This is a genomic window from Paenisporosarcina sp., assembly GCF_057785155.1.
In genome coordinates this window covers 90,890-113,788 of sequence record NZ_JBYNRN010000012.1, presented here as the reverse complement: position 1 = coordinate 113,788, position 22,899 = coordinate 90,890, and the positions used below count along the sequence as shown (strand labels likewise).

Genomic DNA, 22,899 nt, shown 5'->3' with positions numbered 1-22,899 from the left:
TTTGTCTTAAAGTAGAAATATTCTGTTTAAGCGAAATGCTACGGTTTTAGGTACTATTTCTGCTAAGGAGGCCTACATAATGTATGAAAATATAATGAACAATTTTAAAAAATGGCTTCCTGTCATCGTTATTTTAATCATCACATGGATTATCTATCCGGTAAGTCTAGCCATATTATTTGCCTATTTCTTTCAACCAATTGTTAAATGGATCCATCAAAAAACTAGATTACCAAGATGGCTGACTGTTTTTCTATTTGAAAGCATCTTAATCGTTTCGTTGATCGCTATCGCTACATTAGTAGTTAAAGAGCTATTTGAAATTGTCTACCCTCTTCGCTTTCACTTAGAAGAATTAAAAGTGTTAGTAAATGAAAATAAAGCGAATTGGAAATCCGCTTTAGAGGCTTTTTCTTTATTAAGTGAAACGATGATTAAAAAAATCAGCTTGTTCATTCAACATTTACCTGAACAATTTGTCGAGACATTTGTTTTTATCATCGCTTTTTACTTTGCATTATTAGAATCAATCAAGTCTCGTACTTGGTTTTTCATTTATATCCCAACTAAAACTCGCAAAACCATTAAACCGTTATTTATTAGTGCCACTCAATTATTTGAAAAGTTTACAAAAGTAGAAATCGTCCTGTTTCTCACCACTTTTGCCCAGCTAGCAGTTGGTTTTTATGCGTTGAACTTTTCATCCCCAATTGGACTCGCTTTTTTAATTTCTTTTGCTGATGTCATGCCGTTTTTAGGGACAGGTATCATTCTCATACCAATGGCTGTCTTCTTTATGCTAACCAATCAATCTACATTAGGAATTGTTATTATATTGTTATATGCATTTATTTTATTGACACGACAATTACTTGAATCCTTTTTGTGGGCAAATACCATGCATATTCGAGCGATTCATGTATTTTTTATTAGTGCATGTTCACTATTGATGTTTGGTGTTCCTGGAATCCTATTAAGTCCATTTCTTTTACTCGCAGCTGTTCATTTTAGAGAACACCATTGGTTCACATCACAATAAGCTGACCTTTTTTCATTTTAGTTCGAATCCATTTATAAATGATTGGCTTGAACAACTGTCTTGTTGGTGAAAATAAAAATAAGAAACCGAAAATATCTGTTACAAAGCCTGGTGATAGTAACATGATTCCACCTGCAAATACAAAAAGGGCATTCACCATAGCATCGCCTGGAGCTTCGAAATTCTTCATTTGGTTTTGTATATCTCGAATTGCCTTTAGTCCTTGTTTTTTGGCTAGAAACGCACCTAAAATTCCGGTACTAAGAATAATTAATATTGTTGGTAGAATTCCAAATTGGTTTCCTGACCAAATTAACACACTTATTTCAATCACTGGAGCTACGATTAATACAAAAAGCAACCATTTCATTGTAAACATCTCCCTTCCTTACATTACATATGTGTAAAAAAATGACCTCAACACAATATGCGTTGAGGTATTTTTATCTCTGTTACTTATAATACACTTGCATGACCATGGTAGATAACACCGGATTCAGCATCCATCGTAATTTCTTGACCGTTTTCAATTAGCTTAGTTGCATCTTTGACACCGACAATTACAGGAATTCCTAGGCTTAAACCAACCACAGCCGCATGACTCGTTAAACCGCCTTCTTCCGTTATTAAACCTGCACACTTTTCAATGGCTGGCATCATGTCACGATCTGAACCAAGTGTTACTAAGATGGCACCATCGACATTCGCTAAAAGAGCATCTTTTGCGTTGTTTGCCACAACTGCTCGACCAACAGCAACTGATTTTCCAATGCCTTGTCCTTTAGCAACCATATCTCCAATTAGATGAACTTTCATTAAATTGGTTGTACCGGCTTCACCAACTGGAACACCCGCTGTAATAATAACTAGATCACCATGTTTTACATAATTATGTTTAATACTTTCTTCAACTGATAACTCTAAAATCTCATCTGTTGATCCTACTTTTTCTCCAACGATTGGGTATACGCCCCAAACCAAAGTGAGTTTACGTGATGGTTGTTCAGTTGACGTAACAGCTATAATCGGTGCACCTTGACGGTATTTGGAAATCATTTTCGCAGTATGACCACTTTCAGTAGGAGCAATTACCGCTTTCACTTTTAAATTGATTGCGGTATGAGCTACAGCTTGACCAATCGCATCCGTCATATTTACATCTTTGCTCTTACTTTTTGCTGTAACAATTGCTCGATAATCAAGTGCAGCTTCTGTGCGAATTGAAATTTTATCCATTGTTTTTACGGATTCAACTGGATACATTCCAGCAGCCGTTTCACCAGAAAGCATAATTGCATCTGTTCCGTCGAATATAGCATTTGCTACATCACTAGCTTCAGCTCTAGTTGGTCTAGGATTACGCTGCATCGAATCTAACATTTGAGTCGCAGTAATAACCGGTTTTCCTGCTTCATTACATTTTGCAATTAAACTCTTTTGTACTAAAGGTACTTCTTCAGCTGGTATTTCTACCCCTAAATCTCCACGGGCAACCATTAATCCATCAGATACTTGGATGATTTCATCGATATTATCGACGCCCTCTTGGTTTTCAATTTTAGGAATGATTTGAATGTAAGAGCCATCATTTTTCTCTAATAATTCACGAATCTGCATAACATCTTTTGCTCTTCTTACGAAAGAAGCGGCAATGAAATCAACTTCTTGTGAAATCCCAAACAAAATATCTTGTGCATCTTTTTCAGTAATACCAGGTAATTGAACTGATACTCCTGGTACATTAACACCTTTTTTATTTTTAAGGGTGCCTGCATTATATACTTCTGTATGAATTAATCCTGCAGCTGCATCAATGCTCTTTACTCGCAGTTCAATTAATCCATCATCTAGTAAAATAACCGAGCCTTCTTGAACATCTTCAATCAAATGATCGTAAGAGATAGAGAACATTTCTTTCGTTCCTAATACTTCTTTCATCGATATGGCAATCGTTTGCCCAGTAGTTAACTCAATTGCATCGTTCTCCATTTGATGTGTACGAATTTCAGGTCCTTTCGTATCCAGCAATATTCCAACAATTTTACCCGTCTTTTTAGAAGCTTCGCGAATTCGACGAATACGTTCTCCATGTTCTTCGTGATTGCCGTGTGAAAAGTTTAAACGAGCCACGTTCATTCCCGCTTCAATAAGTTGTTCCAGCATTTCTGGTGATTCACTCGCTGGTCCGATTGTACATACAATTTTGGTTTTTCTCATAGTAATATCCTCTCCGTTACGTTATATCGATAATTCTTTAGATAATTGATACATTGAAAGATCCGTTTTATGGCTTCCTTGAAAAGCCTCTGTCATAGAATAGTCTACCACTTGGTGATTGCGCATGCCAACAGCTAGTCCTCCTTGACCTTCCATTAGAAGCTCCACTGCTCTAGCACCAAATTGACTAGCTAAGACACGATCACGTGCTGTTGGTGAACCTCCACGTTGAATATGCCCTAAAACAGAAACTCGTGTTTCAATATTTGCATGCTTTTCAATTAATTTGGCCAAAGCGTTTCCACTCATCACACCTTCAGCAACAATGATGATACTGTGCTTTTTGCCTCGTTCGTGTCCACTCTTTAATCTTGCAACAATATCATCAAGTTGATACGGATCTTCTGGGATCACGATTGTTTCAGCTCCACCTGCTAAACCAGCCCATAAAGCTAAGTCTCCTGCGTCACGACCCATAACTTCTACAATAAAAGTTCGTTCATGTGAAGTAGCCGTATCACGAATTTTATCTATGGCTTCAATCACTGTATTTAATGCAGTATCAAAACCAATTGTATAGTCTGTGCCAGGAATATCATTGTCAATTGTTCCAGGAATACCTACAGCTGGGATACCTCTTTTTGTCAAAGCCATTGCACCTCGATAAGAACCATCCCCACCAATAACGACTAAACCTTCGATCCCATGTTTCTTCATTTGCTCGATTCCTTTTAACTGACCTTCTTCTGTCATAAATTCAAGACATCTAGCCGAATAAAGTCTTGTACCACCTCTTTGAATGATGTCACCAACCGAGCCTAGGTCAAGCTTATGTATATTTCCTTCGATTAATCCTTGATATCCATTATAGACACCCATAACTTCTAAGCCATGGTAAATTCCTTTTCGAACGACTGCTCGAATAGCAGCATTCATACCTGGTGCATCCCCACCACTGGTTAAAACAGCAATTTTTTTCATTAGGATATCCTCCTTCAAATCGGCAATTTTATAGATCATTAATTCACATTAACATGGTTTATACAATCTTGTATATTTGATCATACGTAAAAGTAGAAAAGAAATGAATGAAAAATATAGCTTGCCCCGTTTTGGGACAAGCTCATATTTTTGTTATTCAATAAATTCACCAATCGATTTAAATTTCTCATATCTAGTGTCGACTAATTGATCTTCATTTAACTTCAACAATTCGTCAAGGGAACGTTGTAAAACTTCTCCCATTAATACGGCTTGTCGTTTTGGATCTCGGTGCGCACCTCCTGTAGATTCTGGAATAATTTCGTCTACTATTCCCATTTCTTTTAAATCTGGTGCTGTAATTTTCATCGCTTCAGCTGCTTGCTGAGCAAGTGCGGCATCTTTCCAAAGAATTGATGCTGCTCCTTCTGGTGAAATAACCGAATACGTTGCATTTTCTAACATATGAATATGGTTGGCAACGCCTAAAGCTAATGCACCGCCACTTCCACCTTCGCCGATTACTACACTTATGACTGGTACTTTCAATCCCGCCATTTCAAACAAGTTTCGAGCAATGGCTTCGCTTTGTCCCCGTTCTTCAGCGGCTTTACCAGGGTAAGCTCCTTTTGTATCAATAAAGCAAATAATAGGTCGATTGAATTTTTCAGCTTGTTTCATTAAACGAAGGGCTTTTCTATAGCCTTCCGGATGAGGCATTCCAAAGTTTCGTCTAATATTTTCTTTTGTATCTCTTCCGCGCTGATGACCAATTATGGTAATAGGTTGGCCATTGAATGAGGCAATACCTCCAACAATCGCTTCATCATCTCCATACAAACGATCCCCATGAAGTTCAATAAAATCTGTAAATAAGTCACGAATGTAATCGAGTGTCGTTGGTCGCTCAGGATGTCTTGCTACTTGAACACGATCCCAAGGTTGCATATTCTCATAAATATCTGTTTCTAGTTTTTGAAGTCGATCTTCTAATTGTTGAATCTCTGTTGAAAGATCAACCTCTGCATTAGAAGTGAAATCTTTTAGTTCACTGATCTTCGCTCTTAGTTGAATAACTGGTTCTTCGAAAGGTAATGTTTTAACCATTTTTGTTTTCCCCTTTCGAATGTAGTTTCACTAATGTTGATACAGTATCTTTCATCGATGCTCGATGAACGACTGCATCCAATTGTCCATGATCCAGTAAAAATTCAGCTGTTTGGAAGTTTTCAGGCAGTTTTTCTCTCACCGTTTGTTCAATTACACGTCGACCAGCAAAACCAATTAAAGCTTTTGGTTCAGCTAAATTAATGTCTCCTAGCGATGCAAAACTTGCTGAAACTCCACCTGTAGTTGGATGAGTTAAAATCGAGATGAACAAATAACCTTTTTCACTATGACGCTTAAGAGCAACACTTGTTTTCGCCATTTGCATTAAAGAAAGAACACCCTCTTGCATTCTTGCTCCACCACTTGCAGTGAAAATAATAAAAGGTACGCCTTGTTTCGTCGCTTCTTCTACAGCACGTGTGATTTTCTCACCAACAACAGACCCCATAGAACCCATTCGGAAATGAGCATCCATTATCGCAACCACTACATTCTGACCATTGATTTGCCCAGTACCAGTCAGCACAGCCTCATTTAAGCCAGTTTTTTTACTATCTGATTTTATTTTGTCTGTATAACCAGGGAAATTAAGCGGATTAACTGTTTCTAGATGATCATCCATAGAAACAAAAGTAGATTCATCTAAGAAATTAGCTACTCGTTCATAGGCAGTCATTTTGTAATGATGATCGCATCCCGGACAAACTTTTTTATTCGACATTAAATCTTTAGTTAAACCTATATATTTACACTCAGGACATTTTGTCATAATCCCTTCAGGTACATCCGTTTTGGAAGCGAGATTTGGAATCGTCGCATATTTGTGTTTACGATTTCTTGAAAAAATATCTCGTATCATACATTCTCTCTCCCCTTTGTTAATAAATTCGTCCAAGCATTATATGCTTCGACAGCTTGTTCAATTTCGCCATCCTTGACTGCTTGTAGCAATTGTATAAGGTAGGTATTTTCATCTTCATTTGTGAAACCTTGATAGGGCTCTTCACCATATTGTTTTAGTAAAAACCACATTTTTAAAGACAACCGATTATTGCTTACGATTAAAATTTCACGAATGATGTCCTCACGTTGAACAGTTCCTTCTTCTTCTAACTTTATTAATAAACTCTCCCAGACGGGCAACTCCATTAAATTAGGTGAAGCAGATACAATACGGATCGCTTCTTTTTCAAGAGTCTGTCTAGTTAAATGGACATCATTAATTGTTTTTGTATCTTGTAGTATAAAAGTTGATAAAATCTCAACTAGTTTATGATTACGATAATCTGTTAAAAAAGTTCCTTCTCCACGTTTTGTTTCAATTAATCCCAATAATTCTAAACTTCTAAGTGCTTCACGAACAGTCGACCGCCCAACTTTAAGTCGTTCAACTAATTCTCTTTCAGAAGGCAATTTGCCACCGGGTTTAATATTTTCTGATTGAATAAGGAGCCTGAGTTCTCGAACAATTTGCAAATACATTTTAGTGGACTGTTTGTCCATGTGCATCCCTCTTGCTTCCATTATTTACAAAGTGGTCTGACCACTCAATGTGACTATCATACAAAAAAATTCGATTGGTTGCAATGGGCATTATTTGAAAATGTCTTAATGTGTTAGTCGGGTATTCATAAAAGATTTGTTTTGAATGAAAAGATTGGTACGTTAATTGTTTTTCAACGCAGCTAGTGTGGCGGTATAGAAACAGCAACTTTCTGGATTTCAATAGAGATGAGTGGTTTTCTCAAGAAGTTGACTTGCTTATGAAACGGGTTTGATTGATAAAAGTGCGATTTTGATTGATAAATCTCTAGTTTGATTGATAAATCCTCAATTTGATTGATAAATCTCCATTTTGATTGATAATGCCAGTGAAAGCTCTATTTCAAGGTTCAAACACAAACTGCTGCAAATTAAAACAATCATATCCATCATTAAACAACCAAACCTGTACTTTTCAATTCATAAAAAAAGGACTATCTCTCCGTCACTTAATGACTTTTGAGATAGCCTCTGGTTCTTAAATTATTTAAAGCTTTTCATTTGTTTTAAGATGATTTGTGGCTTACCTTGACGCCATTCGATAATGCCTTCGACGTTAACAATCTCTTGTTCTTTTAAAATAAGATTAATATTAGCGTAGTCGCTAGGGAAAATAGTAATTGATCCGTCTCCGGTTTCATCTTGAAGAGTAACAAAAGCCATTGATTCTCCCTTTTTCGTGCGAATTCGGCGTATTTCCTCAATCATGCCAAGTACGGAAACATGCTCTCCATTCTTTTTATTCCCCAAATTTTGAAGATCTATGAATGGTTGATTTAAGGTCTCTTTCCATCTTCCGATTGGATGGCTAGACATATAGAAGCCGAGGGTTTCTCTTTCGAACTGTAATTTCATCATATCTGGCAAAGGTTCTTTCACAATGTATTTTGGTTTCCCAAAAGAATTGAAATCCCCTTCAAATAGATCCACTTCCATTTTAGGACGTACAAGTTCAGCATATTTAACAGCAGCGTCCAATGTGGCTAGTAAAGTGGATCGATCTTGATGAAACTCATCCAATGCCCCAGATTTTATTAATGGTTCTATGTGTTTTCTCGAAAAATATTGAGCAGACAAACTCGCGGCTAATTCAAAGATATCTTTCCATTGTGGAATAGCAGATTTACGAGCTTCAATGATCCGTTTTAAAAATTCATAAGAAATTCCTTTTACAGCAGATAATCCAAATCGAATTGCCCCATTCTCTACTCGGAATGTAAGTCCACTATTTAATAGGGAGGGCGGTAATAAGGAAATCTTTTTTTGTTTAACTTCTTGTAAAATTTTCATGGTTTTATCACTATTTCCGATTGCACTTGTTAATAAAGAAGCATAAAAATAAGCGGGATACTTGGCTTTTAAATAAGCCATTTGATACGAAATCATGCTATATGCGACAGCATGACTTTTTGGAAATCCATAATCTGCGAAACGAACGATTAAATCATAAATACTCTCTGCTTCATGAGAAGTAAAGTTTTTAGCCATTGATTTAGTAACAAAGTGTTGGCGTTGCTCGTCCAACACTTGTCTATTCTTTTTACTGACGGCTCTTCGTAAAATATCAGCTTCACCAAAAGTAAATCCTGCCATTTGTGATGCTATTTGCATGATTTGTTCTTGATAGACAATTACGCCGTAAGTGTCACTTAAAATCGGCTCTAAAATCGGATGTTGATAAATTGTTTTTTCCTCACCATGTTTTCGACGCTTGTAGGTCGCAATATGCTCCATTGGTCCGGGACGATATAGGGCATTTACCGCTACAATATCATTAAAATGAGATGGTTTAATATCAATTAACGCCTGTCTCATCCCATCGGATTCTAACTGGAATACGCCTGTTGTATCGCCCGCTTGCAACAATTGAAAGGTTTGAGAGTCATCTAGAGGGATTTTCTCGAAATCTAACCATTTTTTTGTATCATACCAAATCATAGAACGGATTCGATCTAGAATTGTGAGATTGCGGAGACCTAAGAAATCCATCTTTAACAAACCGCTCTGCTCGACATCTTGCATCGGCCATTGCGTCAAATAAATTCCTTCTTGTCCATCTTCAATAGGTAAAAGCTCAACTAAAGGAACTGGAGATAAAACAACTCCAGCTGCATGAGTCGAACCATTTCTAGGCAAACCTTCTAATTGTAACGCTACTTCTTCCCAACGTTTGTGTAACGCATCAGATTCTATCCATTTTTTTAGAATAGACGAGGAGTCTATACCTTCTTTTAAGGAAATCCCAGCTTTATTCGGAAGTTGTTTTGAAATCATTTCTAATACATCATTACTAAAACCAAAAACACGAGCTACATCACGAGCAGCTGCTTTTGCTGATAATGTCCCGAACGTGATGATTTGCGCGACAAAAGCTTGACCATATTTTTGTGCTACGTATTGAATAACTTCTTGTCTACGGTTATCTACAAAATCGATATCAATATCGGGCATCGTGACTCGTTCTGGATTTAAAAATCTCTCGAATAAAAGACCAAACTTTAAAGGATCTACATGAGTGATAAATAAAGAAAATGCAACGAGTGAACTTGCTGAAGAACCACGTCCTGGTCCAGTAAGGATTTTTTTCTCTTTTGCATAGGCCATAAAATCAGCCACAATTAAGAAATAATCTGCATATCCCATTTGATTAATAATCGAAAGTTCCATGTCAAGTCGATCGAAATACTCGTGAGATACTTTTCCTAAGCGTTGGGAAAGCCCAGATAAGCATTGTGATTTAAGTACTTCCGCGGATGTTAAAGGAGGAGTCACTGGAAATGCAGGCATGTACATTTTATGTAATGGAATGTCCACTAAACAACTATGTAAAAGTTTTTCAGAAGAATCTAACCACTCTGGATGGTCAGCAAACCATTCAATCCAATCCCGAGCACTTGGCAAGTATGAATTCGTATGGCTTGGTTTTACACGTGATGAATCCTGCAGTTTTACTCCATTAGAAATCGCTTGAGCCACTTCATAAGAGAATGCATGATCCGCATGTTCATATTTAACATGATGTGTCGCTATGACAGGAATTCCTTGTTGATTCATAGTGGAAACAATGAAGTTTTCACGCGGCGAAACAATACCACCAGGTCTTTCAATACCACCATACACATCATCTAAAAAAAGTTGTTTCATGTCGGATACAACTTCTTCAATTTGACTATCCGACCAATCATCAGTATCTGGTATAGCTAAGATGATGGCGCAATCTTCTTTATATGCTCTTAACCAATTTAGTGGAAGCTGTACTAACCCTTTCACTTCAAGAGCACTACTAATTTTCAACAAGTTTTGGTACCCTTTATTCGACTTGGCGTACACTTGAATAGGTAATTTAATCGTATCTGAAAATTCAACGTCACAACTCAACCCGATGACAGGATGAATTCCAGCGGCTTTTACAGACTTATAAAATGGAAGTGTGCCATACATTCTCCGATTCGTAATTGCGACAGCCGACGCTTTTTGTTCTTGTAAGAAAGGAATCAGTGATTCCAGTCGTACCGTACTATTTAATAAATCTGCTGATGTTTGTACATGTGGATATACTGGATTCACTTGATTTTCTCCCTTCTCTTTATTGGCATATACCTTTTAATTTTTCGATTACTCGATCTGCTTCTTCCCATGAATAAACCGATGCTCCTGAAGCAAGGGGATGCCCGCCGCCACCGAATTCTTTCGCTAATTCATTTATAATCGGTCCTTTTGAACGAAGTCGAACTCTAATTTGATCTGATTCTTCGATGAAAATAACCCACGCTCGAATTCCTTTTACATTTCCAAGAGATCCAACTAATAATGATGTTTCACTCGACGTTACGCCAAATTCTTTTAATGTGTCCATTGTTAATTTGACATACGCCATTCCATTATCATCAATAACGAATTTCTGATATATATAACCTTGCAGATTCAATAAATTACGATCGACTTCGTACATTCCATTAAACAGTTCAGTTCGATCAAAATTATAAGAAATTAAATCGCCAGCTGTTTCAAACGTTTTTCGACTTGTACTATGGAACATAAATCGACCTGTATCTCCTACAATACCTGCGAATAACAATCTTGCAGCTTCGTCGGACATAGTCCAGTCGGCCACTTTCTTTCCTTCTTCATAAAGATCGTAAATCATTTCACTAGCTGAACTAGCATCTGTATTAACCCAAAGCAAATCGCCATAAGGATCATCATTCGGATGATGGTCAATTTTCAGTAAAAAAGCACCCGTTTTATATCTCTGATCATCCACTCGTTCTGTGTTTGCGGTATCTGTCACTATAACTAATGCATCTTTAAATTGATCATCTGTCACTTTATCAGGCATAGTTAAAAACGAGAGTGTTTCTTCATGCTCTCCAGTAGTGTAAACTTTCTTATTTGGGTAAGTCGCTCTTAAAATTTCGCGTAAGCCAAATGCTGAACCATAGGCATCTGGATCAGGTCTTACATGGCGATGAATGATGATTGTTTCGTACTTAGCTATTGTGTCAATGATTTGACGTTTCATGTGATTTCCCTCCAAGTTAAAATTAATACCATTCGCATTTTCTAGGAAATGTCGTTACAATTATGACAGTTTCACATATTCCAGGAGGTTTACGATGATAAATGCAGTTTTTGTCTTTTTCATAATCATTTCAGCTGTTTTTTACTTTTACATGAAAGTGAAACAATTGCGAAGTGAATTACCTATTGCAAAAAAATGGTATGCCAATCGAGCAATGGTTGCTCTCGGAAGTTTACTTTTCTTCTTTGGCTTAAACCAACTTTTCTTATTTTCTACAACCATAACATATGTCATTTCAGCCATTTTTATTGTCATCGGTTTAATTACCATCGTTCATTATGCCAAAGTAATGAAACATTATGGTCAGTTTGTAGAAGAAGAATTTCGTTTGAATAAAAAGTGATGCGTTTTACCGCATCACTTTTTTCTTTGCCATCTCTATCTTTCTAAGAGTTGGAACATCATCATGGCTTTACCAACAAGTAAAGTTGATTGATACACATCAAATTCCATTTTCACAAATTTCCTACTCATGTCTAAAATGCTTGGCTTCACTGTAATGACACTATCCATTTGCATCGGCTTAATAAAGTAGATGGTCATATTTTCAGCAACACTATCCCCGCGTTTGTTTTTCTTTAAAACATGATTTCCAACTTCAGCGAGCAGCGTTGTAAATGCGCCATAAGAAATCGCGCCAAATTGGTTGGTCATTTGTGGAGTAACAGTAAATTCCACCGCTAAATCATTCTCATCTAAAACCTTCATTTGACTTTTTACGATATCGTCGATTGTTTCACCATGCTGAGGTTGTCGTTGAGCTAATTGCAATGCTTTCAAAACATCTTGTCTACTGATGACACCTTCTAAATTCCCCGCGTCATTTACTACCGGCATTAAATCAATGCCTTCCCATATCATTCGATGTCCAGCAGTTGCAACACTCGTTTTCATCGATACAGTTAGTGGGTTTTTGGTCATTATTTTTTCTATAGATTCATTATGGTCAATCCCAATGACATCTCTAGCTGTAACAATTCCAACCAACTTTTGATTGGCATCGATCACTGGGAATCCACCATGGGTTGTTAAGGCATTTTGCTCGTGATAACTTTTCACTTCGTCTGTTACCTTTAAAAAATCTGTTTCTTGATAAGGTACATAAATATCTTCAATAAAGAGAATCTCTTTTTTAATTAATTGATCATAGATCGCACGATTAATCATGGTTGCAACTGTAAACGTGTCATAGCTCGTTGAAATAATGGGTAATTCCAGCTCGTCTGCTGATTTTTTTAACATGTCTGAAGCTTCGAATCCTCCAGTAATCAAAACAGCCGCTCCAGCTTTTAAAGCAGTAAAATGCGCTTTCGTCCGATTTCCGACGATTAATAGACTGCCTGCATCTGTATATCGCATCATATCATCCAGTTGCATGGCACCAATAACAAATTTCGTTAACGTTTTATGTAAACCACTTTTCCCGCCCAACACTTGACCATCTACAATATTGACGACCTCTGCAAATGTTAATCGTTCAATATTTTCTTTCTTTTTCTTTTCAATTCTAATCGTACCAACTCGTTCAATGGTACTCACATACCGTTGAGATTCTGCTTCTTTTATCGCTCGGTAAGCGGTCCCTTCACTGACTTGAAGTTCTTTCGCAATACGTCGCACAGAGATTTTATCTCCAACGGGTAGTGACTCGATATATTGTAAAATTTGTTCATGCTTAGTTGCCATGTCATCACCTATTTCCCAAACAATCGTTCTATTGTTAGTGTATCACAAAGGTATCATTTTTCAGCCATAAAAAACGCACGAAAAGTCAAAGACTTTCCGTGCTACACACTACATTTCTGTTCCATCTCCTGCTTCCCAAATATGAACGTTTGAATGTTTGACCAATTCTTTAAAGTCATTAGGATCTTGTTTTATTGGTGGGAACGTATTGTAGTGAATCGGAACGACTGCTTGGGGTTTCAATAACTCTACTGCATAGGCAGCATCCTCGATTCCCATTGTGAAATTATCACCAATTGGTAAAAAAGCAAGATCGATTGGATGACGTTCCCCAATTAATTTCATATCTCCAAACAATGCAGTATCCCCTGCATGGTAAATGGTTTTACCTTCTGCCGAGAACAAAATTCCCGCTGGCATTCCTGTGTAAATAATTTCATTTTTTTCTGTGACATACGATGAACCATGAAAAGCCTGTGTGAATTTCACTTTCCCAAATTCAAATTGGTAAGCTCCACCGATGTGCATCCCGTGCGTTCGCACTCCTTGCCACTCTAAGTATTCAGCAAGTTCAAATGGTGCGATAACAAGTGAATCATTAGCCTTTGCTATGGCTACCGTGTCGCCGACATGATCATTATGTCCATGCGTCAACAATATAACATTTGGTTTTTCATTTTCAGCAATTAAATCTGTTAAGCCATTTCCGGAAATAAAAGGGTCAATCAGAATTGTAAAGTCCCCTGTTTTAATTTTGACAACTGAATGTCCATGGAAAGATACATACATTTTTATAACCTCCTTCTGTGGATATTGTTCTTTATTCGATAAAAATGCCGAGAATCCTGTTTTTTGATATGCTATTTAGGAAAACAATACAAAAAGGAGTGCTACCATGAGTAAAATCAATCAAATTTCCACTTATTTAAAAGAGCATAATATAGATGCGGCTTTTATTACAACACCTGATAACGTGTTTTATGTTTCTGGTTTTAGAAGCAATCCTCATGAACGGTTACTTGGCGTTTTAGTCTTTCAAGACACTGAACCTCTAATGATTCTTCCTCAAATGGAAGTACCCGATGCAAAAAATGCAGGATGGAATTTTGATGTTGTCGGACATCAAGATACGGATCAGCCATGGCAATTATTAAAACAAGCCATCGAAAACAAAAAAATAACTCCGTCACAAATAGCTATTGAAAAATCACATATGACGGTTGAACGTTTAGAAGCTATTCAAGAATTATACCCAGATGTTACTTTCACTAGACTTGATGATCAACTCAATTCGATGCGTGTTGTAAAAGACGCAAACGAATTAGCTATCCTTCGTGATGCAGCTGCATATGCTGACTATGCGATTGAAGTCGGAGTAAGTGAAATTGCAGAAGGAAAAACCGAGCTTGAGATTTTAACGGCAATCGAATTAGCTTTAAAGAAAAAAGGGATCTCCCATATGTCATTTGACACCATGGTTTTAAGTGGACCCAAAACTGCTTCTCCACATGGCAAGCCTGGTGATCGTAAAATCCAAAAAGGTGACCTTGTATTATTTGACCTCGGTGTTATTTACAAAGGATATTGCTCGGATATAACACGCACAGTGGCTTTTGGTGAACCTTCAACTAAGCAAAAAGAGGTTTATGAAACGGTACGCAAAGCAGAACAAGCTGCAGTAGACGCTGTTAAACCTGGTGTAAAAGCTATGGAATTAGATAAGATTGCACGAGATATTATTACTGAAGCGGGTTATGGCGAATTCTTCACCCATCGCTTAGGCCATGGTCTTGGTATTTCCGTACATGAATTCCCATCAGTAACAGGGAATAATGAGATGGAATTGAGCGAAGGAATGGTGTTTACAATCGAACCTGGAATTTACGATCCAAGTATTACGGGTGTTCGAATTGAAGATGATGTTGTGGTGACGAAAGATGGCGTCGAAGTTTTAACAAAATATCCAAAAGAATTGGTTATCGTTTCTGCAGAATAGTGAATAGAATTTGAAAGTCGTTAAACTTTTCAAAAATAAAATATTTCTATATATAAAATCGAAAAGACCCTTTTCATATTGAAAAGGGTCTTTTCTAACGATTATCTTAAAAGAGAATCTACACTCACATATGGTAGATCTTGAGCTTCAGCTACTGCTTGATACGTCACGTTACCATCTAAAGTGTTTACACCTTTTAGAAGTGCGTTATTATCTAAGCAAGCTTGTTTATATCCTTTGTTTGCAATTTGCACTGCATAAGGAACCGTAACATTTGTTAATGCCATTGTAGAAGTTCTTGGAACCGCACCAGGCATATTTGCTACCGCATAATGTACAACGCCGTGTTTTTCATATGTTGGATTATCATGTGTTGTAATACGATCAGACGTTTCAAGAATACCACCTTGGTCAATTGCAATATCAACAACCACTGAACCAGGTTTCATTGACATGATCATTTCTTCTGTAACTAATTTAGGAGCTTTTGCACCTGGAATTAATACAGCACCAATAACTAAATCAGATTCTTTTACAGATTCTGCGATATTGAATGGATTTGAAATCAATGTTTGTACATCGCGACCAAATAATTCTTCTAATTGGCGCAAACGATCTGGACTCAAGTCGATAATCGTAACATCTGCTCCCATACCTACTGCAACACGTGCAGCGTTCGTTCCAGCAATTCCTCCACCAATAATCGTTACTTTCCCACGAGAAACACCAGGAACTCCACCTAAAAGAATACCCATTCCACCGTGGATTTTTTCTAAGAATTGTGCACCGATTTGTGTAGACATACGACCCGCTACCTCACTCATAGGAGTTAACAATGGCAATGAGTTGTTCGGTAATTGTACTGTTTCATACGCGATACCAACGACTTTATTATCAACTAGAGCTTTTGTTAACTCTGGCTCAGGTGCTAAATGTAAATATGTGAACAAAATAAGTCCTTCTGAGAAGTAACCATATTCTGAAGCAATTGGCTCCTTCACTTTCATGACCATATCTTTAGCCCAAGCTTCACTTGCAGTTGCAACAATTGTTGCGCCAGCAGATTCATATGCTTCATCAGTGAAACCAGAACCTAGACCTGCACCTGATTCAATAAATACTTCATGACCAAATACAGATAAATTGACAACACCAGCTGGTGTCATTGCAACGCGATTTTCGTTATTTTTTATTTCTTTTGGCACTCCAATTTTCATTGAAAAACCCTCCTGTGTGTATATATAGATTCATAATCATAAGTCAGATGTGCTGACATTAATAAAATATCTCAAAGCAAATCCATTCTATCAGATATAATTGAAAATGGCTTTAAAAATATTTCGAGAAATGATTTTTCAATATTTCTGATAATTGAAAGACGGTGTTTTATACGATGACTAATATGAATACGAGTAAATTCGAAAGATACGGGTTAGAACCCGTTCCTATATCTCTTAAACAATCCAGTTGGAAAGAATACGCAATTATTACATTCGCATTCTCTGTGAATGCAGGAAACTTTTTAGTACCGACATTAGCTGTAACTCAAGGAAACTTAACTTGGCAAGCAGCGTTTTTAGCAGTATGGATAGGAGCACTTCTAGCTTTCCTCTTAGTCTCAGCTCTATCTATACCTGGTGCATTATATGGTTTACCTGGACAATACATCGTTAGGGCTTTTACTGGATCATGGCTTGCTACAAAAATCGCTTCGCCTATTCGAGTGATCACCTCATTGTATTGGTTTAGTGTTCAAACAATAGGCGGCACATTCATATTACAAACAGTTATTTCTAATTTTTTAAAGATAGAAATACCATTCCCAATACTCGCTATTTGTACATCAGGGATTATGGCATATTTGGCTATTGTAGGATATGACGCAGTCAAGAAAATAACGAGACTATTTCTGCCCGTTCTTTTGATTGGTCAAGGTCTAATGCTGTTTGTGATTTTATCTCAAATATCTTTTGAGAATAGTGAAGTTGCTTCATTTACCTCATTTCAATGGGGACCTTTTCTTTTCTATATGAGTTTAGCATTTGTCCAATTTGTCTCTGGTGTTAGTGCTTCAAGTGACATGACAAGATATGCAAAAACCGCTAAGCAAGGATTTACTGGCATGTTTGTTGGCAATGCAGCTGGTTACTTTATGACAGCACTTATTGGCACACTTGTTGGTTCCTATTTTAATTCAACTAATCCCTTTGTTGTATTAAGTGAAAGTGCCCCTCATGTATTAGTTGAGTTATTTATCACCTTCAGTGGCTTACTTGCCATGATTTCAATCAATATTGGAAATGCCTATACGGGAAGTTTCAGTTTACTAAATACATGGCCGTCACTTGGACGCATTAGGAGTTCACTTCTATTTGGTGTAGTGGGTATTACTTTTAGTTGTTTCCCAACTTTAGCTTCTGAAGCTTCTTATTTCATTTCCTATCTAGGGGCTGGTATTATTCCTCTTTCTGCCATATTAGTGACAGATTATTTATTAATTAAAAAAGGCATCATTTCAGAGGATGTACTATTAAAAGTAATTAGTGGTTCATATCAATTAAATCTTGCTGCAATTTTCACATTTGCTAGTATGAGTATTGTCTATTTAATGATTCCTCAGACGTTTTCTCCTGGGATGCTCATTTTCATAAGTAGTTCACTACTTTACCTTATCCTAGCTAAAAATGTTTTTAAAATAATAAAATAAATAGGCCTGACAAAAGGATTTTAAGCTAACTTGTCGAATAATATCATAGAGAACAAATAAAGGAGGAAACAGAATGTCAATCACTTATAAACATATTCTAGTCGCGGTAGACGGTTCAAAAGAAGCAGAATGGGCTTTCAAAAATTCAGTTGCAATTGCTAAGCGTAACGACGCTACATTAAACTTAGCAAACGTGATCGATACTCGATCATTTGCTGCAGTTGAAGCTTACGATCGCTCCATTGCCGACAAAGCTCAGGCTTTTGCAGAAGAACTTTTGGCTGGATATAAAAAAGAAGCTGAAGCAGCTGGTGTCACAAAGGTAAATGTCATTGTAGATTATGGTTCACCAAAGTCAGTTATTGCAAAAGACTTAGCTAACAAAGTAGAAGCTGATTTAATTATTTGTGGAGCAACAGGACTAAGTACAGTCGAGCGTTTCTTAATCGGCAGTGTATCAGAGTATATCGTACGTGTTGCTAAATGTGACGTATTGGTTGTCCGTACTGACGAACACGAGTAAAAAAAAATCCCGATGGCATATAGCCTCGGGATTTTCATGTCATAAATTTGCTAATCGTACCGTATCTCTCGCAATCATGACTTCCTCATTCGTTGGAATCACGATCACTTTTACAGGTGAATGTGGATAGCTAATAAATGCTTCTTTGCCTCGAATTTTGTTTAAATCTGGATCCACGTAGACCCCCATAAACTGCAGACCTGCTAAAACTTTTTCGCGAATGACATCACTGTTTTCACCTATTCCCGCAGTGAAAATGATCGCGTCTACTCCATTCATTCGTGCCGCATATGATCCAATGTATTTATGAATTCTGCTCGCAAAAACATCTAAGGCTAGCTGAGCTCTTGGATTTCCTTTAGAAGCTTCTACTTCAATATCACGTAAATCACTAGAGAAACCGGAAACCCCTAACATGCCCGACTTTTTATTCAAAACGTCTAACACTTCTTCTGCACTTTTATCAGTTTTCTCCATGATAAATGGAATAAGTGCTGGGTCTAGATTTCCTGATCTTGTTCCCATAGTTACACCTGCTAATGGCGTAAAGCCCATAGATGTATCAATCGATTGACCACCGTCAATTGCAGCGATACTCGCTCCATTTCCGAGATGACAGGAAATTAATCGGATCGATTCAATTGGACGATTTAGTAATTCAGCTGCTCTGCCTGAAACATATTTATGGGATGTACCATGAAATCCATATTTTCGTATTCCGTATTTCTTATAGTAATCATATGGGATCGAGTACAAAAACGAGCTTTCAGGCATCGTTTGATGGAACGCGGTATCAAATACTGCTACTGCTGGCACTTGTGGAAGTGCTTTTTGAAATTCCTTAATTCCTGTTATGTTAGCAGGGTTATGTAAAGGTGCTAGGTCGGATAGTTTTTCAAAATGAGTGATTGCATCTTCCGTAATTAATACCGAATCGCTAAAGTCTTCTCCACCATGTACTAATCTATGTCCGATACCATCAATGTCATTCAATGATGAAACCGCCTTTTGTTCAATAAGCATATGTAAAAGAATTTTCACGGCATCTTGATGGTTTTGAATAGGTTGAATGAGTTCTATTTTCTCTCCGTTTGTCGTCATCGAGAAGATTGGATCTTTTAAGCCAATGCGTTCTATTAATCCTTTTGCAATGACCTGTTCTTCAGGCATTTGAAGTAGTTGGAATTTCAATGACGAACTTCCAGCATTAATTGCTATAATTTTGACCATAAAAAAACGCCCCTTTTCCACTGTTACGGTAATTGTACAGTGGAAAAAAGGGACGGGCAACTATCTACTAGAGTTTTCTTTATGCCATATGTTCACTTTTTCAAAAAACAAGGACATTGCTTCTTTGTTAGACATATTAGGTACTTTGGCTAAAAGGACTTCTTTCGGTTGTTTTAAGTCGGCCGATTTTTTTTGAATGACAAGAAGACTTTTTGCATGCGCTTCATTTTTAAACAAATTCGTCGGCAATTGAATGACGGCTTGCATCCATGCATGTTTAGAGAAATAAGTGTGTAGCTCTTTTGCTTGATTAGATTCAAAAATACCTTGAGGGACTAACAAAACGAGATATCCACCATCCACAGTGTGACGGATAGACTGTTCAATCATTAAATGATGAGCAAATGACATGCCTTCCTTTGCCTTTAATTCATAACTAGAAGCAGTTTTTTCATCTGGATAGTATCCAACAGGCAAATCACTAACAACGACATCTACCGGGTCAATCATCAATGGTTGTAGGGCATCTTGTCGATATAACGTAACAGGATGTTGCAATAAATCACCAGTTGAAGCTGATAAACGGATAAGCATGTCATCAATTTCTACTGCCGATGAAATTGCTTTTCCTTGTAAAAAGTTTAGAACCGTAAATAACAGATTCCCCGTTCCAGCGGCTGGATCTAAAATAGATACTTGCTCTTTGTTTTTCGTTAATAAATCCACAAAGTACCCAACGAGTAATCCAAGGGAATCAGGTGTCATCTGATGATGGGGCTGCACATGTTCCTTCATGCCTTTTAAAATGGCTAGTTGAATTGCTTTTCGAATATCTTCTTTTTCAATTTGATTCACTTCGGGTGAGATGTCTCCATCCAACCAAAGTTCTGTTGTTTCTAAAACACCTTCGATATAGGTGATATTTTCATCACTTTGCATTTGTTTCGCATGTGTATCTATAAACGTAAATAATTGTTCCAATGAACTGTTCATATATAACTCCTTATAAAATGTGATTATTACTTTCATGCAAATGGGAAACCCACTCAAATTTCTCGAGTGGGTTTCGTCGCATTAATTTGTAAGAGCTTTAACAGCTTCGATTGCTTTTTCATAATTTGGGTGTTCAGTCGCTTCAGGTACATATTCAACATACGTAACTTTATCATTTGTATCGACTACGAAAATAGCACGAGTAAGTAAACGTAATTCTTTAATCGCTACACCATAAGCTTCACCAAATGATAAATCTCGATGATCCGAAAGTGTTTGTACTGCGTCAATTCCTGCAGCTGCACACCAACGTTTTTGCGCAAATGGTAAATCATTAGAAATCGTTAAAATCACAACGTTCTCTCCAAGTTCAGAAGCACTCTCATTAAATTTGCGCGTTTGTGCATCACATGTACCCGTATCTAATGAAGGCACCACACTGATTAAACGTACTTTGCCTTTTGAATCTTCCAGAGTAACTGGGCTTAGATCGTTTGCTAAAACAGTGAAATTCGGCGCACTATCTCCAATTTTCACTTCAGTTCCGATAAGTGTTATGGGTTCGTGTTTAAATGTAACTTGTACCAAGATAACGCCTCCCTTTTTTCTATCTTACTAAATCGAGTTTGTTTCTGGCAACTCAGTCGACCTTTCAGTAGTAATCACTCTTCGGAAAGTTTTCTTTTCAAACGCTTGTTCATGGATCACCATTGTGTCAGCAATAAAATCGTGAACGCCTTGTTTGTTTGGAGTAAAACCAATTAGCCAGTATAATGGCCAGATTGTTGCTGAAAAGAAACGACCAATCCATTCTCTAAATAGTATAGTAGAAAAAGAAAGCTTATCCTGTTTACTAGAAATCACTCGTACGCCGAAAATCATTTTCCCTACCGTTTGTTTTAAGAACAAAGTCATTAATATAAAATATAAATAGAAAATGAGACTCGTGATGATTCCAATTGGTGCATACCAAGTTGTCCCTTGTAAATCCCATTCAAAAATACGGAATAGTGGGTAGACAAATATGCTTGTTATGGATGAAATCACAATTAAATCAATTAAATAAGCCCAAAAACGAGTCCAAAAACCTGCTGGCTTTGGAACAAATCGATCATACATTTCAAATTGTGCAGGATCTTTTTGAACTGGAGAAGTGGATGTATGTTCATTTGAAATAATTGTTTCTTGAGATTCGTTCATTGTGTCATCCTCCTTACTTCTCACCGTAAATGTACATCATTCTTGGTGCGTGGTAATCAGAAAGCAATTTACCTATCAATTGATTTTCAATGTTGCCTCCAAATAATGACTGTGCTTTTAAAGAGAATAAGCTCGCTAAATCTTGGGAATAACCATATTCAATCACTTGCGCATTCGATAAATCAAAATCTGTTCTCACTGCTGCGATCACATCTTCTAAATAACCAGTCTCATCCGCTAAACCTGCTTCAATAGCTTGACGACCATTCATAATTCGACCATCAGCAACTGCTTTTACTTCTGCTTCCGTCATGCCTCTACCGTCTTCGATAATGTCGACAAAGGACTCATACGAATCATTGATCATTTCTTGTAGCATCGCACGTTCATCCTCAGTCATATCACGAGTTGGACTCATAATATCTTTGTAAGGACCCGTTTTAATGGTTACAAAATCAATGCCATATTTTTCAGCAAGATCTCCGTAGTTGATACTTTCCATAATGACACCAATCGACCCTGTAAGAGTTTCTTTATTCACAAAGATCTTATCTGCTGGAGCTGATATGTAATATCCTCCTGAAGCTGCCATACTTCCCATTGAAACATAGAATGGTACACCGACTTCTTCTTGAATCTCCACAATCTTATCGTAAATTTGTGCAGATTCTACAACTCCACCACCAGGTGAATTAACTTGCAAAACAACTGCTTTAACTGATTCATCTTCTTTAATCATTTGAAGTTGATTCATAAAAAACTGATGATCGTAACCCACAGCTCCAAACAATGAATTAGCACTTCCTGTATCTTGAATAACGCCATCCACTGTTAAAACAGCAATTTTTTCGTCCATATTACCTTCTTCTAGAATCGTTTCAGTGAATTCTGATTCGGGTATAGCTAGCATCTCTTCAAAACTGCTCGACCAATTGTTGCTAAAAGCAAGTGATGCCATATTGACGACTAGTGAAATTCCTAGTAAGAGTGCAGCCGCACCTAATGCAATCCAACGTTTTGTGTTCATAAATCTCTTTCCTCCTTAGTTTCTACAATAAGTTATACGAATATCGTGTCGAAATGTTTCAGAACA

The 22,899-nt window shown here is 37.1% G+C and carries 21 protein-coding genes; 5 read left to right on the top strand and 16 right to left on the bottom strand.

Annotated features, from left to right (window positions below; genetic code table 11):
• Positions 1 to 79 precede the first annotated feature (79 nt).
• Positions 80 to 1,039: an AI-2E family transporter gene (locus AC3EA5_RS03810; protein ID WP_488607139.1), complete on the top strand. Its 960-nt coding sequence runs from the start codon at positions 80 to 82 to the stop codon at positions 1,037 to 1,039.
• Here the strand turns inward: AC3EA5_RS03810 and AC3EA5_RS03805 are convergent.
• The 8 genes from AC3EA5_RS03805 to AC3EA5_RS03770 all read right to left on the bottom strand — a co-directional run bounded on the left by AC3EA5_RS03805 (position 1,026) and on the right by AC3EA5_RS03770 (position 11,411).
• Entirely contained in the window at positions 1,026 to 1,409 is a 384-nt protein-coding gene (locus tag AC3EA5_RS03805; protein ID WP_394188427.1) for an FxsA family protein, read from the bottom strand. The two genes, AC3EA5_RS03810 and AC3EA5_RS03805, sit on opposite strands and share 14 nt — an antisense overlap.
• A gap of 86 nt (positions 1,410 to 1,495) precedes the next feature.
• A complete protein-coding gene (pyk, locus tag AC3EA5_RS03800; RefSeq protein WP_488607138.1) occupies positions 1,496 to 3,256 on the bottom strand; it encodes a pyruvate kinase in 1,761 nt (586 codons plus the stop codon).
• Between the two features lie 21 nt (positions 3,257 to 3,277).
• A complete protein-coding gene (gene pfkA / locus AC3EA5_RS03795; RefSeq protein WP_488607137.1) occupies positions 3,278 to 4,237 on the bottom strand; it encodes a 6-phosphofructokinase in 960 nt (319 codons plus the stop codon).
• Between the two features lie 153 nt (positions 4,238 to 4,390).
• Positions 4,391 to 5,344 carry an acetyl-CoA carboxylase carboxyl transferase subunit alpha gene (gene accA / locus AC3EA5_RS03790; RefSeq protein ID WP_488607136.1) on the bottom strand — a complete coding sequence of 318 codons (954 nt, stop codon included), beginning with the start codon at positions 5,342 to 5,344 and terminating at the stop codon, positions 4,391 to 4,393.
• Positions 5,337 to 6,206, bottom strand: coding sequence for an acetyl-CoA carboxylase, carboxyltransferase subunit beta (gene accD / locus AC3EA5_RS03785; protein ID WP_488607135.1), 870 nt, complete (start codon positions 6,204 to 6,206; stop codon positions 5,337 to 5,339). Before accD ends, accA begins: the two co-directional genes overlap by 8 nt.
• Complete coding sequence (locus tag AC3EA5_RS03780) at positions 6,203 to 6,850, bottom strand: FadR/GntR family transcriptional regulator (RefSeq protein WP_488607134.1); 648 nt, start codon at positions 6,848 to 6,850, stop codon at positions 6,203 to 6,205. The genes accD and AC3EA5_RS03780 overlap by 4 nt, the downstream gene beginning before the upstream one ends.
• A 522-nt stretch (positions 6,851 to 7,372) precedes the next feature.
• The gene (gene dnaE, locus AC3EA5_RS03775) at positions 7,373 to 10,456 is read right to left on the bottom strand and encodes a DNA polymerase III subunit alpha (RefSeq protein WP_488607133.1); all 3,084 of its coding nucleotides are present in this window, start codon (positions 10,454 to 10,456) and stop codon (positions 7,373 to 7,375) included.
• A 19-nt stretch (positions 10,457 to 10,475) separates the two neighbouring features.
• Positions 10,476 to 11,411, bottom strand: coding sequence for a DHH family phosphoesterase (locus tag AC3EA5_RS03770; protein ID WP_488607132.1), 936 nt, complete (start codon positions 11,409 to 11,411; stop codon positions 10,476 to 10,478).
• Positions 11,412 to 11,505: 94 nt separating this feature from the next.
• On the opposite strand from AC3EA5_RS03770, the gene AC3EA5_RS03765 reads away from it, so the two are divergent.
• Entirely contained in the window at positions 11,506 to 11,814 is a 309-nt protein-coding gene (locus AC3EA5_RS03765) for a YtpI family protein (protein ID WP_394188418.1), read from the top strand.
• A gap of 35 nt (positions 11,815 to 11,849) precedes the next feature.
• On the opposite strand, the gene AC3EA5_RS03760 is transcribed toward AC3EA5_RS03765, so the two are convergent.
• Entirely contained in the window at positions 11,850 to 13,157 is a 1,308-nt protein-coding gene (locus AC3EA5_RS03760) for a DRTGG domain-containing protein (RefSeq protein WP_488607131.1), read from the bottom strand.
• A 108-nt stretch (positions 13,158 to 13,265) separates the two neighbouring features.
• Positions 13,266 to 13,946 (bottom strand): metal-dependent hydrolase, encoded by a 681-nt coding sequence (locus tag AC3EA5_RS03755; protein ID WP_488607130.1) that lies wholly within the window; start codon positions 13,944 to 13,946, stop codon positions 13,266 to 13,268.
• 106 nt (positions 13,947 to 14,052) lie between these two features.
• On the opposite strand from AC3EA5_RS03755, the gene AC3EA5_RS03750 reads away from it, so the two are divergent.
• Positions 14,053 to 15,153: a M24 family metallopeptidase gene (locus AC3EA5_RS03750; protein WP_488607129.1), complete on the top strand. Its 1,101-nt coding sequence runs from the start codon at positions 14,053 to 14,055 to the stop codon at positions 15,151 to 15,153.
• A gap of 101 nt (positions 15,154 to 15,254) precedes the next feature.
• On the opposite strand, the gene ald is transcribed toward AC3EA5_RS03750, so the two are convergent.
• Entirely contained in the window at positions 15,255 to 16,370 is a 1,116-nt protein-coding gene (ald, locus tag AC3EA5_RS03745) for an alanine dehydrogenase (RefSeq protein ID WP_488607128.1), read from the bottom strand.
• 176 nt (positions 16,371 to 16,546) lie between these two features.
• Here ald and AC3EA5_RS03740 point away from each other — a divergent pair, with 176 nt between their 5' ends.
• Together AC3EA5_RS03740 and AC3EA5_RS03735 are read left to right on the top strand one after the other, a co-directional pair.
• Positions 16,547 to 17,860 (top strand): purine-cytosine permease family protein, encoded by a 1,314-nt coding sequence (locus tag AC3EA5_RS03740; RefSeq protein ID WP_488607127.1) that lies wholly within the window; start codon positions 16,547 to 16,549, stop codon positions 17,858 to 17,860.
• A 73-nt stretch (positions 17,861 to 17,933) separates the two neighbouring features.
• A complete protein-coding gene (locus tag AC3EA5_RS03735; protein WP_488607126.1) occupies positions 17,934 to 18,383 on the top strand; it encodes a universal stress protein in 450 nt (149 codons plus the stop codon).
• A gap of 39 nt (positions 18,384 to 18,422) precedes the next feature.
• On the opposite strand, the gene AC3EA5_RS03730 is transcribed toward AC3EA5_RS03735, so the two are convergent.
• The 5 genes from AC3EA5_RS03730 to sppA all read right to left on the bottom strand — a co-directional run bounded on the left by AC3EA5_RS03730 (position 18,423) and on the right by sppA (position 22,833).
• Positions 18,423 to 19,613: an acetate kinase gene (locus AC3EA5_RS03730; RefSeq protein WP_488607125.1), complete on the bottom strand. Its 1,191-nt coding sequence runs from the start codon at positions 19,611 to 19,613 to the stop codon at positions 18,423 to 18,425.
• Between the two features lie 60 nt (positions 19,614 to 19,673).
• Entirely contained in the window at positions 19,674 to 20,606 is a 933-nt protein-coding gene (locus AC3EA5_RS03725; RefSeq protein WP_488607124.1) for a class I SAM-dependent methyltransferase, read from the bottom strand.
• A gap of 81 nt (positions 20,607 to 20,687) precedes the next feature.
• Positions 20,688 to 21,194 (bottom strand): thiol peroxidase, encoded by a 507-nt coding sequence (gene tpx, locus AC3EA5_RS03720; protein WP_488607123.1) that lies wholly within the window; start codon positions 21,192 to 21,194, stop codon positions 20,688 to 20,690.
• A gap of 27 nt (positions 21,195 to 21,221) precedes the next feature.
• Positions 21,222 to 21,806, bottom strand: a complete 585-nt coding sequence (locus tag AC3EA5_RS03715) for an RDD family protein (RefSeq protein WP_488607122.1) — start codon at positions 21,804 to 21,806, stop codon at positions 21,222 to 21,224.
• Positions 21,807 to 21,819: 13 nt separating this feature from the next.
• Entirely contained in the window at positions 21,820 to 22,833 is a 1,014-nt protein-coding gene (gene sppA, locus AC3EA5_RS03710; protein WP_488607121.1) for a signal peptide peptidase SppA, read from the bottom strand.
• Between the last annotated feature and the right edge of the window lie 66 nt (positions 22,834 to 22,899).

Bases quoted from the DNA above. Each gene is read 5' to 3' on its own strand.
- AC3EA5_RS03770 (WP_488607132.1), bottom strand. From the start codon at position 11,411: ATGAAACGTCAAATCATTGACACAATAGCTAAGTACGAAACAATCATC.
- AC3EA5_RS03715 (WP_488607122.1), bottom strand. From the start codon at position 21,806: ATGAACGAATCTCAAGAAACAATTATTTCAAATGAACATACATCCACT.
- accD (WP_488607135.1), bottom strand. From the start codon at position 6,206: ATGATACGAGATATTTTTTCAAGAAATCGTAAACACAAATATGCGACG.
- AC3EA5_RS03810 (WP_488607139.1), top strand. From the start codon at position 80: ATGTATGAAAATATAATGAACAATTTTAAAAAATGGCTTCCTGTCATC.
- AC3EA5_RS03735 (WP_488607126.1), top strand. From the start codon at position 17,934: ATGTCAATCACTTATAAACATATTCTAGTCGCGGTAGACGGTTCAAAA.
- AC3EA5_RS03760 (WP_488607131.1), bottom strand. From the start codon at position 13,157: ATGGCAACTAAGCATGAACAAATTTTACAATATATCGAGTCACTACCC.
- ald (WP_488607128.1), bottom strand. From the start codon at position 16,370: ATGAAAATTGGAGTGCCAAAAGAAATAAAAAATAACGAAAATCGCGTT.
- AC3EA5_RS03805 (WP_394188427.1), bottom strand. From the start codon at position 1,409: ATGAAATGGTTGCTTTTTGTATTAATCGTAGCTCCAGTGATTGAAATA.
- accA (WP_488607136.1), bottom strand. From the start codon at position 5,344: ATGGTTAAAACATTACCTTTCGAAGAACCAGTTATTCAACTAAGAGCG.
- AC3EA5_RS03755 (WP_488607130.1), bottom strand. From the start codon at position 13,946: ATGTATGTATCTTTCCATGGACATTCAGTTGTCAAAATTAAAACAGGG.
- sppA (WP_488607121.1), bottom strand. From the start codon at position 22,833: ATGAACACAAAACGTTGGATTGCATTAGGTGCGGCTGCACTCTTACTA.
- pfkA (WP_488607137.1), bottom strand. From the start codon at position 4,237: ATGAAAAAAATTGCTGTTTTAACCAGTGGTGGGGATGCACCAGGTATG.
- AC3EA5_RS03730 (WP_488607125.1), bottom strand. From the start codon at position 19,613: ATGGTCAAAATTATAGCAATTAATGCTGGAAGTTCGTCATTGAAATTC.
- AC3EA5_RS03725 (WP_488607124.1), bottom strand. From the start codon at position 20,606: ATGAACAGTTCATTGGAACAATTATTTACGTTTATAGATACACATGCG.
- AC3EA5_RS03750 (WP_488607129.1), top strand. From the start codon at position 14,053: ATGAGTAAAATCAATCAAATTTCCACTTATTTAAAAGAGCATAATATA.
- pyk (WP_488607138.1), bottom strand. From the start codon at position 3,256: ATGAGAAAAACCAAAATTGTATGTACAATCGGACCAGCGAGTGAATCA.
- AC3EA5_RS03740 (WP_488607127.1), top strand. From the start codon at position 16,547: ATGACTAATATGAATACGAGTAAATTCGAAAGATACGGGTTAGAACCC.
- AC3EA5_RS03780 (WP_488607134.1), bottom strand. From the start codon at position 6,850: ATGGACAAACAGTCCACTAAAATGTATTTGCAAATTGTTCGAGAACTC.
- AC3EA5_RS03765 (WP_394188418.1), top strand. From the start codon at position 11,506: ATGATAAATGCAGTTTTTGTCTTTTTCATAATCATTTCAGCTGTTTTT.